Source organism: Pseudomonas sp. GW821-FHT05H12, from assembly GCF_059419385.1.
The window spans coordinates 22,426-36,259 of the sequence record NZ_JBWKRS010000001.1; the positions used below are offsets into that span (position 1 = coordinate 22,426).

A 13,834-nucleotide genomic window follows, 5' to 3' on the forward strand; every position below is an offset into this window, starting at 1 on the left:
AACGCCGTCAAATCGCGGCACGCAGCATCCTTGGCGAGCGCCTGGAGCGGTTTTTGAAGCGCACGGCAAGGTGTAGCCATTCACCTCACAGCGGGTATTCCGGCACGGGTTCTTCTGCCTCGTGATGGTGCGTCGCACCAATGAACATATACATCGCCGGCACCATGAACAGCGTCAGCAGGGTACCGATCGACAACCCGCTGAAGATCACCAGGCCCATGTCGTGCCGCCCCGCAGCGCCGGCGCCGGAGGCCCACACCAGCGGCACCACGCCCAGCACCATCGCCGCCGTGGTCATCAAGATCGGCCGCAGCCGTACCGCCGCAGCCTCTTCGATGGCCTCGCGCTTGCTGCGTCCGGCGCGTTGCAATTCGTTGGCGAACTGCACGATCAAAATGCCGTGCTTGGTGATCAAGCCCAACAACGTCACCAGGCCCACTTGGGTGTACACGTTGATCGAGGCGTAGCCCATGGTGATAAAGGCCAGCGCGCCAAACAGGGCAGGGGGCACCGAAAACAGGATAACCACCGGGTCGCGGAAGCTTTCGAACTGGAACGCCAGGGCCAGGTAGACGATCAGGATCGAGAACAGCAACAGCCCGACAAACCCGCCCGATTCCTGGATGAACTGGCGCGATTCGCCGGAAAAGTCAGAGGTGTAGCCCGAGGGTGCGACGTTTTTCAGGATGGTGTTGAGCTTCGCCAACAGTTCGCCCTGGGCCACGCCACTCACGCCGGAGAGGGTTGCCGAATTGAGCTGCTGGAAGTGGTTGATCGACTCCGGCTGCGTGGAGGTTTCGATATGCGCCACGGTGCGCGCCGGGATCATGCTGCCCGACGGCGTGCGGATGTAGTAATCGAGGATCTGCTCCGGGTTCAGGCGGTCGACTTGCAACACCTGGGGAATCACTTTGTACGAGCGCCCGGCAGTGGAGAAATAGTTCACGTAGTTGCCACCCAAGGCGGCGGATAACGCGGCACCGACGTCGGCCTGGGTCATGCCCAGGGCGGCGATTTTTTCACGGTCGACCACCAGGCGCGCCTGGGGTTTGTCCAGTTTCAGGTCCATGTCGGAGAAGTAGAACAGCTGTTGTTTCTGCGCCTCGGCCACCACCGCTTGGGCCACTTCGTTGAGGTTCTCGATCGAGTCGGTGGTGGTGATCACGAATTGCACAGGCAAACCTTGAGCACCCGGCAGTGACGGCAGCGGGAACGCCGCAATGGTTGCGCCCGGCACCTGGTTCCATTTTTGCTGCAGTTCGAGGATCAGTTGAGCCTGGGAGCGCGTGCGGTCGTCCCAAGTCTTGAGCAGCACGCCGCCAAGGCCTTGGTTGAGAATCGGCAACCCGGTCAGTTGGAACATTTGCGCGTATTCAGGCTCTTTGTTGGCGATCTGGAATGCCTGGTCGGCAATGCGCTCCATCTGCTGCGGCGAGGCGGTGGGCGGGCCTTTGATCTGCATGAACACCAGGCCTTGGTCTTCTGTGGGTGATAGCTCGCTCTTGGCGGTCATGCCACTGGCGGCCACCAGCAGGAACAGCACAAACCCAAAGGTCACCAGCACCGGCCAGATATCCAGGCCGCCCGACAGGATGCGGTGATAACGCTTGCGCAGCCAGTCGAAATACCCGTCGAGGCGGCGGGCGAAGCGGCCTTCTTCCTGCCCGGGCTTGAACAGCTTGGACGTCATCATCGGCGACAACGTCAACGCAACCACGGCCGAGACGGTCACCGCGCCGGCCAGCGAAAAGCAGAACTCCTTGAACAGCGCACCCGTCAGGCCACTGCGCAAGCCGATGGGTACATAGGCGGCGACCAGCACCACCGTCATCGCCAGGATCGGCCCACCCAGTTCTCGCGCCGCCGTCAGCGCCGCTTCCAGCACGCTCTTGCCTTCTTCCTTGATATGCCGGTCGACGTTCTCCACCACGATGATCGCGTCATCCACCACCAGCCCGATGGCCAGCACCAGGGCGAGCAGGGTCAACAGGTTGATGGAATACCCCAGCAGGTACATGACAAAAAAGGTGCCGACCAGCGACAGCGGAATCGCCACCAACGGCACGATCACCGCGCGGAACGAGCCGAGGAACAGGTAGATGACCACCGAGACAATGATCATGGCTTCGACCAGGGTTTTCACCACTTCATAGATAGAGGTGTTGATGAAGGCCGTGGAGTCATACACGATCTCGCCGCGCACGCCGCTGGGCAGTTGGGATTGCAGCTCCGGGAAGGCCTCGCGCACGCTTTGCGCCACGTTGAGAATGTTGGCACTCGGCGCCGCCTTGATGCCGATGAACACCGAGCGCTTGCCGGAAAACGCCACGCTGCTGTCGTAGCTTTCGGCGCCGAGGGTGACGGTAGCGACGTCTTCCAGGTACACCAGGGCGTCGCCTTTCTGCTTGATCACCAGGCGCTTGAACTCATCCACCGTGTGCAAATCGGTGCCGGCGGTGAGGTCAACCGTGACGGTTTGCCCCCGGGTGGAGCCGACGGCCGACAGGTAGTTGTTGTTGGCCAGGGCGGTGGAGACGTCTTGTGCCGACACGTTGTGCGCGGCCAGCTTGTTCGGGTCGAGCCAAGCGCGCAGGGCGAACTGGCGCCCACCGAGGATTTCCGCGGTTTGCACGCCCTGCAACGAATCCAGCTTGGGCTTGACCACCCGCACCAGGTAGTCGGTGATGTTGTTAGTGGGCAAGGTGTCGCTGTAGAAGCCCAGGTACATGGCGTCGGTGGTTTGCCCGACGGCGACGGTGAGCACCGGTTCCTGGGACTGGGCTGGCAACTGGTTCTTGACCGAGTTGACCTGGGTGTTGATCTCGGTGAGCGCCTTGCTGGCCTCGTAGTTCAGTCGCAGGGTGGCGGTGATGGTCGAGACCCCGGTGATACTGGTGGACGACAGATAATCAATGCCCTGGGCCTGGGCGATGGCCGATTCCAGCGGTTGGGTGATAAAGCCGGCGACCGTGGACGCGTCCGCACCGTAATACGCGGTGGTGATGGTGACCACGGTGTTTTCAGTGCGCGGCCACTGGTTCACCGGTAGCTCGAAGATCGAGCGCAGCCCCAGGATCAGGATGAACAGCGAGACGACAATCGCCCAGACCGGTCGATGTATAAAGGTATCGGTAAGCTTCATGGGACACCCTTAGTGTTCTTGCGGAGTCGGCGCGGGGTCGTTCAACGGTGCGGCGTTGTTATCGATCTTCACCGGCGAGCCATTTTTAAGCTTCATCTGGCCGCTGGTGATCAACAGGTCGCCTTCCTTCACGCCCGACAGAATCGCCACCTGATCGCCCCGGGTCGGCCCGGTCTTGATAAAGGTCTGTTGCGCCGTGAGCACCTCTTCACCTTTGTCGTTCTTGCTCGACGTGGCGATGAACACGGTGGTGCCGTAAGGGTTATAGGTGACCGAGGTTTGCGGCACGGTGAGGTAGCGCTGCGGGCTACCCGCGTTCACCACGGCGCGGGCGAACATCCCAGGCACCAGGCGTTGCTTGGGGTTGTCGACGGTGGCTTCCACGGTGACGTTGCGCGTGGTGGCGTCGAACTGGGTGTCGATGGTGCTGACGCGGCCGCTGAACGTCTGGTTGGACAGCCCGTCGGCCGTGACCGACACGGCTTGGCCGATGGCGATGGCTTCCAGTTGGGTCTGGGGCACGCTGAAGTCGATGTAGATGGGATCGAACGTCTGCAACGTGGCGATCTTGTCGCCGGGGTTGAGGTACTGGCCGGGGTTGACCGCGGTAATGCCGATACGCCCGGCAAAGGGTGCGCGGATGGATTTTTTCTCCACCAGCGCCCGTTGTTGTTCGGCGGCGGCGAGCTTGGCTTTCAAGTCGGCGGTGTCGGTGTCGACCTGGGCCTGGGAGATGGCGTTGACCGCCAGTTGGGCCTTGTCACGCTTGAGCACGATCACGGCCAGGTCGGCGGTGGCTTCAAGGGAATGCAGCTGGGCAATGTCCGAGTCCGCATTTAGCTGCACCAGCAATGCCTGGGCGGCCACTTCCTGCCCGGGCTTGAAGCCGAGGGTACGCACGATGCCGCCGACTTCGGTGGTCACGTCCACACCGCGCACCGCTTTCATCGAGCCCACGGCAGACACGTTGGGCTGCCACTCTTCGAATGGCACGTGCAGGGCGGTCACAACGGCGGCGGGCAACGGCACTTTTGACTGGGCGATCAGTGCCGAAATCTGCACGTACTTTACCCCGGCAATGATCGCGACAATCACCAGCACCACCAGGATCATCAGCAGCATCGGCCGCCACAAACGGCGCTTGCGCGGTGCGCTCGGTTCGTGGGGCAGGGCAGAGGCGGTGTTGACGTCAGCCATGGAAGGTTCTCACTGTTTCAATGATTCAGTTCAGTCGCGCCGCGTTCTTGGCCGGCATGATTTCTTGCCACGAGGGCAGGCCGAAACGGTCCGGTTTGCCGGCCGTGGCCGGGTCCACATCCGTGCGGTTCCACCAGCCGCCGCCCAGGGCCTGAAACAGCGCCGTGGTATCGCTGTAGCGCGCAGCCTGGGCCTTGACCCGGGCCAACACGGTGTTCTGGTAGGTCTGCTGGGCGTTGAGCAGGTTGATGTAGGCCACGGCGCCGAGCTTGAACTGGGCTTGCACCAGATCGAGGTTGGCTTGCGCTGACCGTTCGGCCACCACTTGCTGGTTGAGCGCGTCGGCGTCGGCGTCGAGTGCGCGCAGTGAGTTGGCCACGTCCTGGAATGCCGTGATCACCGTGCCGCGATAGCGTGCTGCCGACTCGTCATAGGCGGCCACGGCCGCGCGCTTCTGGTGCTCCAGCTTGCCCGCGTCGAAGATCGGCTGGGCGATGGCGCCGGCCAGGCTCCATACACCGGAGCCGGCAGAAAACAGTTTGGTCCCGCTGGCCACGGTCGACCCTATGGACCCGGTGATGCTGAACTGCGGCAACTGGTTGGCCACCGCTACGCCGATGTTGGCGCTGGCTTGATGCAGTTGCGCCTCGGCAGAACGCACATCCGGCCGCTGGCCGACGATGGCCGAGGGCAGGCTCACGGGCAGTTCTTCCGGCAAGCGCAGGGACGCCAGGTTGAACGCCTCGCCACGGTCCTGGTTCGGAAACCGCCCCAGATAAGCCATCAACTGGTTGCGGGTTTGTGCCAGTTGCTTCTGCAAGGGCGGCAGCGTCGCACGGGTTTGGGCCAGGGCGGTCTGCTGGGTCAGCACGTCGCTGTCACCGATGGCGCCGAGTCGTCGCTGAGCCTGCAACAGTTCGAGCTGGCCGCCTTGCAGCCGGATGATTTCTTCGGTGGCGGCGATTTGGTCGCGTAGAGAGGCCAGGCTGATCGCGGTGTTGACCACGTTGGCCGTCAGAGTCAGGTAGGTCGCCTCCAACTGGAAACGCTCGTACTCGGCTTGCGCCGTGGTGCCTTCTATTTGCCGGCGAGTGCCACCGAATACGTCCGGGGCGTAGGACACGTTCAGTGACGCAGAGCTGACGGTCAGAATCGGCGATTCCGGCAAGCCCGCCGTGACGCCGGAGACTTTCTCGCGGGTTTTCGAGGCATTTGCGGTGACAGAAGGAAACAGCGATGCCTGGTCGGCGTAGACCTGTTCGTTAGCCTGGCGCAACGCCGCTTGGGCCGCGCTCACATCCGGGTTGGCGCGCAGGGCTTCTTCTATCAAGGTGTTGAGCGTGGGCGAACGGAACAGCGTCCACCATTGGCCGGGAATATCCATGCCGGCCACCAGCCGCTGGGCAGCGCCGCCGGTGTTGATGTCGGACTTGGCGGTGCTGGTGAGTTTTTCGCGTTGGTAGTCGGCACCGGCAGGGACATCCGGTCGGGTGAAATCCGGCCCGACGGTGCACGCCGCCAGGGCGATGCACAGCAGGCTCAAGGGCGCCAGAAGGTGTGTCTGTCGGGAATTACCGACCGGTTTGGAGCTGGATGCACGCTGCCGGGGCTGCTCTTTCATGGTTGCTCTGATCGATCAGTTGGTTAACTGTTTCTTTGCAGCTGCATCAGCTCGACCCGGTGAAAAGAGCCCGGAATCGCTGGGTTTGAATCAGTGTAGGTGGTGCTTGGCGCTACGCAATGTGAGGGCCTGCGTCGGGATGACTGCCTAACGCCATAAAATGCATTTGGTGCATTTATAAAGAATTAGGTTATGCATTATAGGTATTTTACAGGCGCTGGTTTGGCCGTCATTGTGACCGCCCTACAACAATGCCGAGACCGCGCACGCGGATCGACCTGAAGTGCCCGAAAGGGCATCTGGAGCGAACGTGCGTTACCTGACAAAACTGGCGACCGGGCTGACCGCCGCACTGCTGTGCCTGGCCGCGAACGCGCAAACGCTGGTGGTGGGCGACCAAAGTTACAACGCCCAGGCCGTGATGGAAGCGGCGGGGGTGCTGGATGACCTGCCGTACACCCTTGAGTGGAAGCAATTCACCGCCGGTTCGCCGGTGGCCGAAGCGCTCAACGCCAACAGCCTGGATATCGGCTTGCTGGGCGATGCGCCGGTGTTGTTTCTTGGCGCACTGGGCGCGCCGATCAAGGTGATTGGCATTACCCGGCAGAACCTCGATGGCGTGGCCATCCTGGTGAAGAAAGATTCATCAATTCACAGCCTGGCGGACCTCGCCGGCAAGCGCGCTGCCGTCTGGAAAGGCTCCTGGAGCCAGCAATTGCTGCTGACCGCGCTCGCCAACGCTAACGTGCCGGTGGACTCGCTGGAACTGCGCTACCTCAGTGCACTGGACGCGTCCCATGCTCTGGAGGGCGGTTCGGTGGACGTAATTGCCACGTGGGAACCCTACGTCACACAGCAGGAACGGCAGGGCGCGCGCGTGTTGGCCACCGCCGAAGGCTTGATTCCCGCCCAGAGCTACATTGCCGCGAGCGCTAAAGCCGTGGACGCCAAACGCGCACCGATCAGCGACTTTCTGCTGCGCCTGAAAAAAGCCCGTGAGTGGGCTCGCCAGAACCCAGCCAACGGCGACGCCTATGCCGATGCCTGGGCCAAACGCACCCGTGCGGACGCCGACATTGCCCGCGCCTGGTTTGCGCGGGCGCGCACCACAGTGGAACCGGTGACGGCCGAGTCGCCGCTGGAAGCGCAAAAGACCGTGGACTTTTTCGCCGGCCAGGGCCTGGTCAAGTCGTACTCGGCAGCCAGCTTGTTCGATGACTCTTTCGCAGCATCCCTGCAACCCGCCGTCGCCCAACAGCAGCCCTGAACGCCTCAAGGAATCCCTCAGACATGAGCAAACGACAACTGAAACTCGGCGCCTTGACCATGGGCTGCGGCGGGCCAGGTCGCCACAACCTGTGGCTTGACCCGCAATTGCCGGCCGACGCCAGCGTCAACGTCGACTGGTACATCGACATTGCCCGCCAGGCCGAGGCGGCGCTGTTCGACCTGGTGTTCATCGTCGACAGCCAGTTCATCACACCCGGTTCGCCGTCCCATTACCTCAATCGCCTGGAACCGCTGACGCTGTTGTCGGCGCTGGCCGTAAGCACACGGCATATCGGGTTGGTCGGCACCCTGACCACGTCCTATAACTCGCCGTATAACGTGGCCCGACGCCTGGCCTCCCTGGACCTGATCAGCAAAGGCCGCGCCGGCTGGAACGTGGTCACCAGCGGCGATGCCGGTACCGCCGGCAACTACAGCCGTGACGAACACTACGACTACGACACTCGCTATGGCCGCGCTGCCGAACACGTGCAGGTGGTGCAGGGGTTGTGGCACTCCTACGAGGACGATGCGTTCGTGCGTGACCGCGCCACTGGCCAATTCCTCGACCCGAGCAAACTGCACAGCCTGAACCATAAGGGCGAGCACTTTTCCGTGGTCGGCCCGTTGAACATCCAACGCTCACCCCAAGGCCAACCGGTGATCTTCCAGGCGGGCGACTCCGAGCAAGGCCGCGACCTGGGCGCCGCCACGGCCGACGTGATTTTCACCCACGCCGCCAGCATCGAGCAGGGCCAGGCGTTCTATAAAGAGGTAAAGGGCAGGGCGGAGCAGCACGGTCGTGACCCCGAGCAACTGTTGGTGATGCCCGGCGCTGAAGTCTACGTGGGCGACACCGACGCCCACGCACGGGAAATCGAGCAGCACTACCATCAAGCCGACCATAGCTTTGAACTGGCGTTGAAGGAGTTCGGGCGTAATTTTGGCTGGCACGATTTCACGCAGTACGACCTGGATGCGCCGTTTCCCCAGGAAAGCCTGGAAGCGGCGCGCAGCAGTTTCTTCACCGCGGCCAAACGCATTGCCGATCAGGCGCGGGAGAGGGGGTTCACCTTGCGCCAGGCCGTGGAATTTGGCCGGCAACTGCGCCCGGGGGCGTTTGTGGGCAGCGCGGATACTGTGGCGCAGAAAATGGCGGACTGGTTTGAAGCGCGGGCTGTGGATGGGTTCAACATCTACATCGGACACCCGGAGCAGTTCACGCGGTTTACCCGGGAGGTTGTACCGTTGCTGCAGGAGCGGGGGGTGTATCGCAGGGCGTATGAAGGGACGACGTTGCGCGAGAGTTTGGGGTTGGGGATTGAGAGGTTTGGGGCCTGAAGGTGTGACTCGTCAAGCTGCCCGGCCGCAGGCAGCTTGATGTGAAGCGTGCTCAGCCTCTATTTGCCCTGATAGACCGGCGTTCTCCCTTCAGCCTCAGCCTTGCGACCCTCCTGGAAATCCTCGGACTTGTACAGTGCTGCCCGTTGCGTATCCAACCCGGACAGCGCCTCAGCTTGCACCGGGTCTATGACGCGGTGCGCAGTGACCAGCGAGGCTTTGATCCCTAAGGGTCCATTGGCGGCGATCTTGTTTGCAATCTCGATCGCCTTGTCGAGCGCTGACTGTGGATCGGGAATCTCCTGGACCGTGCCCATTCGATAAGCCTCACGGGCCGTCCAATGATCGCCCGTCAAAATGTAGCGCATGGCGTTGCCCCAGCCGGCTTCGCGCACGAAGCGAACGGTGGAGCCACCACCCGGGAAGCGACCGTGGGTGTTTTCGTCCTGGCCGAAGTCGGTGTTGTTCGCGGCGACCCGTATGTCGGCAACCAGAAACAGCTCATGCGCCAGGTTCCAGGTGTCGCCGTGCACCGCCACGATCAAGGGTTTGGTGAGCAAAGGCATCTTCTTGCCGAGCGGGTCGATAAGCCCGTCACCGAGTGTGACGCCACCCGAGCTGGCGACGGCTTTGAAGCCTTCAACGTCTACGCCCTGGGAAAAGTTATCGCCGTATCCGAACAACACCGCGGCGCGCAGCGAAGGGTCATGGTCGTAATCGTAATAGGCCTTGGCGAGGGCCAGATACGCTTCCGGATCAAGCCTGTTCTGGATGTTGGGGCGGTTGATACCAATCAGGACGATCTTGCCGCGACGCTCGACGGTGATTTTGTGGGACGGGCTGACGGGAATATCGACCAGGGTGACTTCGCTGGAATGCGGCTTGGTGGTGTCGACCGACTGCGCATAAGCAGACCCTACAGACAGGGACAGTGCTGAGAAAACGAGGATCGTGCGGAATAGTCGTTGCATCGAGGGTTCCTTGTTGGCGGGGCGTTGGTTGGCGTCGAAGCAGGCAAGCTAAAGGGCGCCATGAAGCGCCTGTAGTACGCAAGCGGGACTAACGTTTATTCCGGGACGGAATGGGCGTGCCGTATCTTTTCCAGAAATTCGGTTAGAGTCCGTCAATGCCTTTATCAATCGTTGGTTAATGATGTTTATTTCTCTGGATGGGCCCAAGGGCACGGGTAAAACCACGCTGTTGGAAGCCGTTACCAAAGCCCTGAGGGCTGACGACAACAAGGTGATCCGGCTGTGCGAGCGAAATAACGATCCCAATAGAAGTGAAACCATGGCCCTGGTTAACACGCTCGCCAGGCACCCGGGTCGGGATTTGGAGTGGGCGGTGTGCGAGCGCTTCGCGGATAGTCGTGCGTGGATTTCCCGGCACGTGCTGCCCAGGCAGCCAGCAGGCAGTATCGTTTTGATTGACCGCTGGTATCCGTCGGATGCCGCCTTTCGCCGCAGCGTCCCAATGGAAGAGATCCTGCGCTTGAACATTGAGCGAAACGTGCGAGTGCCGGATCTGCATATCGGGGTGGTCACTGCCCCCGAGATCTCGTGGGCAAGGGCTGCCGCACGCGGGCGTGGGCTGGGCAGTACCGTGATCCATTCGCTGCAAGAACATGCCGCGTGCACCGCGGCATTCGAGCAAGCGGCTGCGGCGCATGGATGGGTTTTATGCCGTAATGAAGGGACGATCGAGGAGGCGACGAGGCAGGTGGTTGCTGAGATCCATGGCGTGTTGCGGTGATTGTTAGCTGAGAGGTGAGCCGGGATGGGTACCGGCCACTCTCGTCAAAGGCCTGTCAGGCAATCGGGATCAATGGATCCGCCGCTGCCCACGCCGCTTCACGGTTGGCAGCCGGTGGGTAGATCCACACGGTATTGATTTGGGTCTTGAGCGATTTGCCTTCCTGGCGAGTCAACTTGACCTGGCGATCCCAACCCTCGGTGTACACCGCGCCCCAGCCGCCCAGGTCCAGGCAGGTCACGTACTTGGGCTGGCTGTAGGGTGTCGGATCCACCCCCAGAACCTGCGCGGCGACATTGTTGCCGGCGTAACGGCCCAGCATGATCGCGTGCTGGCAGGTCATCAACGCGTGGTTGCCCAGTGCATCGGTGGCGGCGTAAGCCACATCGCCGGTGGCGAAGACATCGGGTTGGCCGATGACTTTGAGGTTTGCGTCCACGTGCAGGCGCCCGAGCGCATCCCGCTCACCGGGGATCTGTTCGGTCAGCGAGCTGGCGCGCACGCCGGTGGTCCAGATCACGGTACTGGCTTCCAGATGCTGGCCATTGTCCAGGGTGACGCCATTTTCATCGACGGCGACCACCGAGGATTTCAACTGCCATTTCACGCCCAGCTCTTCGCTGGCCTCGGCGATCGACCGGCCGATTTCGGCGCCCATCGACGCGCCGATTGCTTCGCTACGATCCACGATGATCACCTCAACATCCGCGTTTTCACCCAGGATGGCACGCAAACGTGCGGGCATTTCGGTTGCTGTTTCTATGCCGGTGAAGCCGCCGCCAGCCACGACTACGGTGTTACGGCCTTTGCTGTAGGGACGGTCTGCCAGGGCTTTGAGGTGGTTCTCCAGGCGTACGGCTTGTTCGATCTGGTCTACATCAAACGCGTGCTGCGCCACACCCGGTGTACCCGGCATCGCGAGCCGACTGCCGGTGGCCAGCACCAGCTTGTCGTAGTTGAGCACCTGCCGATTGCCGGAGGCATCGAGGTAGGCGACGTGTTTTTGTTCGACGTCGATGGTCTCGGCCGCGCCTTTGATGAAGGTCACGCCTACTGCCTCGAACAGCTCGCCAATCGGCGCGAACAGCTGGTGGGCATCCGGTTCGTAAAAACGCGGGCGGATGCGCAGCTCGGCCTGCGGGGCCAACACGGTCACGTCGACGTCATTGCGGTCATGGATGTCGAACAGGCGCGTCGCGCTCAATGCCGTCCACAGGCCGCCGAAACCCGCGCCAATAATCAGAATGTGCTGCTTCATTTTTTTACCTTGGGGGTGAGGTGATGGGTGGCTTGATAACGGCGACTATATTTGTCGTAGTTAATTGGCGCAAGGCTATTTTTTGCGAGGCTGCGTTTTAACCGGTATGGGAAAAGTCTCGAAAGCCTTACAAAATGGGGCTCTCGCTATAGGAATTTGGTGCCTGGATGGCGGTGGTCTAGCGCGTGGAGAGCTGGCTTGCCCCACGGTTTTCTGTTAGGTTATGCGACTAATTAAGTCGGAGATTGGCATGTCTCTTTACAGCGCAGGCGTCGAATACGGCATTCATTGCCTGATTTTCCTGGTGGGCGATGGCGGCGAAAGCCGAGAGGCCAGCGTGCGCGACCTTGCTGAGTTGCAAGGTGTGCCCCTGGATTACCTCGGGAAGATTTTCACCAAACTGGCCAAGGCCAAACTGGTCGTGGCCACCGAAGGCGTGCGCGGCGGCTTCAAGCTGTCCAGGCCGTCTGACGAAATCAGCCTGCTTGATATCGTCAACGCGATTGATGGCCAGAAACTCATCTTCAATTGCCGTGAAATTCGCGGGCGCTGCGCGTTGTTTGATGGCGCACCACCGGCTTGGGCGCTGGACGGCCACTGCTCAGTCCATGCGGCCATGATGACGGCGCAGAAGCGTATGGAAGATGCGCTGGCCCAACAGACCATTCTTGACCTTGCGAGGAAGGTTGGGCGTAAGTCGCCAGCGGAGTTTGCTGCTCAGGTTGGGGGGTGGATTAATGATCGCAGGGAGAAGAAGGGCGTTGCGCAGACTCCGGGTGATCAAGTGATTCAGGTGACTGATATTTCGGATTGATGAGGTTGGAGATGAAGACGATGTTTCAACCGAAAGTTAGTGACATTGGACAGATAGGGGCCGCTAGGGTCAGATACGTAATTTAACATAATATACATTATGCGTAATATCGTATTGCGTAATCAGAGGCAGTGCCCGTCAGATTTCAACAGGCAAAACCCCCATCTCCCTCAAACCTGAGCAAACCCACCATCAACAAACATTTCACTGCCCGTCATGAAGCTGCTCTCATCCGAAGCCAGGAACAACGCGGCCGCTGCGACTTCTTCCGGCTTGCCAATGCGGTTCAACGGAACCTGCGCGGTCATGTCGTCAATAATCGCTTCCTTCTGACCTGTGCCTGAAAGCGCGAGGTCCAGGCCTGGCGTCGAGATCGGACCTGGCGACAGCACGTTGACGCGGATGCCCGTGCCTTTGAGGTCCAATGCCCAGCTTCTGGCGAAATTCCGCAGCGCCGCTTTTGTCGCGCTGTACACACTGAACGCCGGTGTGCCCATGGTGCCTGTGGTCGATCCCGTCAGGATCACCGAGCTGCCGGCACTCATCAGTGGCAAGGCTTTTTGTACGGTGAACAGCGTGCCCTTGACGTTGATCCCGAACGTACGGTCAAACGATTCCTCCGTGATCGCGCCGATTGGCTGGAAATCCCCCAGGCCGGCGTTGGCGAACAACACGTCAACCCGGCCCTTGGCGGCTTTGACTTGAGTGAACACGCGATCAAGGTCGTCCAGTTTTGAAATGTCGCCTTGTATGGCGATGGCTTCAGGACCGATCAGCTGCAGCGCTTTGTCCAGTTCTTCCTGCCGGCGTCCTACAATGACGACTTGGGCGCCTTCAGCCGCAAAACGAACGGCGGTTGCCAGGCCGATGCCGCTGTTGCCACCGGTGATGACTGCGATTTTTCCGTTGAGCCTGCCCATGGTGAACTCCAAAGAATAAGGTTGAAGCCCAACTGTAGATCTGCGCTATTTTTTTGAATAGTATGCACCTTTTAGTAAGTACCCCCCTGTGGAGCCTTCTCGATCATGGCCAACAACTCATTTAACTGCGGGCTCGAAGCCGCCCTGGCGGTGATTGGCGGCAAATGGAAGCCCTTGGTGCTGTTCAACCTGGCGCAAAATGTTCATCGATATGGTGAATTACGACGCGCGATTGGCGGCGTGACCGATAAAGTGCTGATCCAGCAACTCAAGGAATTGGAGCGCGACGAGATCATCTCCCGCGTGGATTTCCAGGAAATACCGCCCAAGGTCGAGTATTCTCTGACACCTTTCGGGCATTCCCTGGCTACGGCGCTGGGGGCTTTGTGCCAATGGGGTACTGAGCATATGCAAACCGTTGAGCGTATCGCTGAGCGACGTACTGCCACCCTCTCCCAGTCTTGAATCCCCTGCCCTGATAGCCAACTCAACTAAATGACTATTTAGTTGAGTTAACGGC

11 protein-coding genes are annotated in these 13,834 nt (G+C 60.9%); 5 read left to right on the plus strand and 6 right to left on the minus strand.

Features of this window, described 5'->3' with window-relative positions:
• Window positions 1-85 precede the first annotated feature (85 nt).
• The 3 genes from AC07SU_RS00095 to AC07SU_RS00105 are packed head-to-tail and all read right to left on the minus strand — an operon-like array spanning window position 86 to window position 5,960.
• Window positions 86-3,142 (minus strand): efflux RND transporter permease subunit, encoded by a 3,057-nt coding sequence (locus AC07SU_RS00095; protein WP_494995765.1) that lies wholly within the window; start codon window positions 3,140-3,142, stop codon window positions 86-88.
• A gap of 9 nt (window positions 3,143-3,151) precedes the next feature.
• Window positions 3,152-4,339, minus strand: coding sequence for an efflux RND transporter periplasmic adaptor subunit (locus AC07SU_RS00100; protein ID WP_494995766.1), 1,188 nt, complete (start codon window positions 4,337-4,339; stop codon window positions 3,152-3,154).
• 25 nt (window positions 4,340-4,364) lie between these two features.
• Window positions 4,365-5,960, minus strand: coding sequence for an efflux transporter outer membrane subunit (locus AC07SU_RS00105; RefSeq protein ID WP_494995767.1), 1,596 nt, complete (start codon window positions 5,958-5,960; stop codon window positions 4,365-4,367).
• A gap of 310 nt (window positions 5,961-6,270) precedes the next feature.
• Here AC07SU_RS00105 and AC07SU_RS00110 point away from each other — a divergent pair, with 310 nt between their 5' ends.
• Together AC07SU_RS00110 and AC07SU_RS00115 are read left to right on the plus strand one after the other, a co-directional pair.
• Window positions 6,271-7,227: an ABC transporter substrate-binding protein gene (locus AC07SU_RS00110; RefSeq protein WP_494995768.1), complete on the plus strand. Its 957-nt coding sequence runs from the start codon at window positions 6,271-6,273 to the stop codon at window positions 7,225-7,227.
• A gap of 23 nt (window positions 7,228-7,250) precedes the next feature.
• A complete protein-coding gene (locus tag AC07SU_RS00115; RefSeq protein ID WP_494995769.1) occupies window positions 7,251-8,570 on the plus strand; it encodes an LLM class flavin-dependent oxidoreductase in 1,320 nt (439 codons plus the stop codon).
• Between the two features lie 59 nt (window positions 8,571-8,629).
• On the opposite strand, the gene AC07SU_RS00120 is transcribed toward AC07SU_RS00115, so the two are convergent.
• Complete coding sequence (locus AC07SU_RS00120; protein WP_494995770.1) at window positions 8,630-9,541, minus strand: enoyl-CoA hydratase-related protein; 912 nt, start codon at window positions 9,539-9,541, stop codon at window positions 8,630-8,632.
• A gap of 178 nt (window positions 9,542-9,719) precedes the next feature.
• On the opposite strand from AC07SU_RS00120, the gene AC07SU_RS00125 reads away from it, so the two are divergent.
• The gene (locus AC07SU_RS00125; protein WP_494995771.1) at window positions 9,720-10,322 is read left to right on the plus strand and encodes a dTMP kinase; all 603 of its coding nucleotides are present in this window, start codon (window positions 9,720-9,722) and stop codon (window positions 10,320-10,322) included.
• Between the two features lie 55 nt (window positions 10,323-10,377).
• On the opposite strand, the gene AC07SU_RS00130 is transcribed toward AC07SU_RS00125, so the two are convergent.
• A complete protein-coding gene (locus AC07SU_RS00130; RefSeq protein WP_494995772.1) occupies window positions 10,378-11,580 on the minus strand; it encodes an NAD(P)/FAD-dependent oxidoreductase in 1,203 nt (400 codons plus the stop codon).
• A 250-nt stretch (window positions 11,581-11,830) separates the two neighbouring features.
• Between AC07SU_RS00130 and AC07SU_RS00135 the strand changes: the two genes are divergently transcribed.
• Window positions 11,831-12,394, plus strand: coding sequence for an RrF2 family transcriptional regulator (locus AC07SU_RS00135; RefSeq protein WP_494995773.1), 564 nt, complete (start codon window positions 11,831-11,833; stop codon window positions 12,392-12,394).
• A 170-nt stretch (window positions 12,395-12,564) separates the two neighbouring features.
• Here AC07SU_RS00135 and AC07SU_RS00140 read toward each other — a convergent pair whose 3' ends face one another.
• Window positions 12,565-13,314, minus strand: coding sequence for an SDR family NAD(P)-dependent oxidoreductase (locus tag AC07SU_RS00140; protein WP_494996011.1), 750 nt, complete (start codon window positions 13,312-13,314; stop codon window positions 12,565-12,567).
• 105 nt (window positions 13,315-13,419) lie between these two features.
• Here AC07SU_RS00140 and AC07SU_RS00145 point away from each other — a divergent pair, with 105 nt between their 5' ends.
• Window positions 13,420-13,779 (plus strand): winged helix-turn-helix transcriptional regulator, encoded by a 360-nt coding sequence (locus AC07SU_RS00145; RefSeq protein ID WP_176996118.1) that lies wholly within the window; start codon window positions 13,420-13,422, stop codon window positions 13,777-13,779.
• The last annotated feature ends 55 nt before the right edge of the window (window positions 13,780-13,834 follow it).

What these genes read in the sequence shown, in the direction of transcription:
- AC07SU_RS00095 (WP_494995765.1), bottom strand. Translation starts at nt 3,142, where the DNA reads ATGAAGCTTACCGATACCTTTATACATCGACCGGTCTGGGCGATTGTC.
- AC07SU_RS00100 (WP_494995766.1), bottom strand. Translation starts at nt 4,339, where the DNA reads ATGGCTGACGTCAACACCGCCTCTGCCCTGCCCCACGAACCGAGCGCA.
- AC07SU_RS00105 (WP_494995767.1), bottom strand. Translation starts at nt 5,960, where the DNA reads ATGAAAGAGCAGCCCCGGCAGCGTGCATCCAGCTCCAAACCGGTCGGT.
- AC07SU_RS00115 (WP_494995769.1), top strand. Translation starts at nt 7,251, where the DNA reads ATGAGCAAACGACAACTGAAACTCGGCGCCTTGACCATGGGCTGCGGC.
- AC07SU_RS00120 (WP_494995770.1), bottom strand. Translation starts at nt 9,541, where the DNA reads ATGCAACGACTATTCCGCACGATCCTCGTTTTCTCAGCACTGTCCCTG.
- AC07SU_RS00125 (WP_494995771.1), top strand. Translation starts at nt 9,720, where the DNA reads ATGATGTTTATTTCTCTGGATGGGCCCAAGGGCACGGGTAAAACCACG.
- AC07SU_RS00130 (WP_494995772.1), bottom strand. Translation starts at nt 11,580, where the DNA reads ATGAAGCAGCACATTCTGATTATTGGCGCGGGTTTCGGCGGCCTGTGG.
- AC07SU_RS00135 (WP_494995773.1), top strand. Translation starts at nt 11,831, where the DNA reads ATGTCTCTTTACAGCGCAGGCGTCGAATACGGCATTCATTGCCTGATT.
- AC07SU_RS00140 (WP_494996011.1), bottom strand. Translation starts at nt 13,314, where the DNA reads ATGGGCAGGCTCAACGGAAAAATCGCAGTCATCACCGGTGGCAACAGC.
- AC07SU_RS00145 (WP_176996118.1), top strand. Translation starts at nt 13,420, where the DNA reads ATGGCCAACAACTCATTTAACTGCGGGCTCGAAGCCGCCCTGGCGGTG.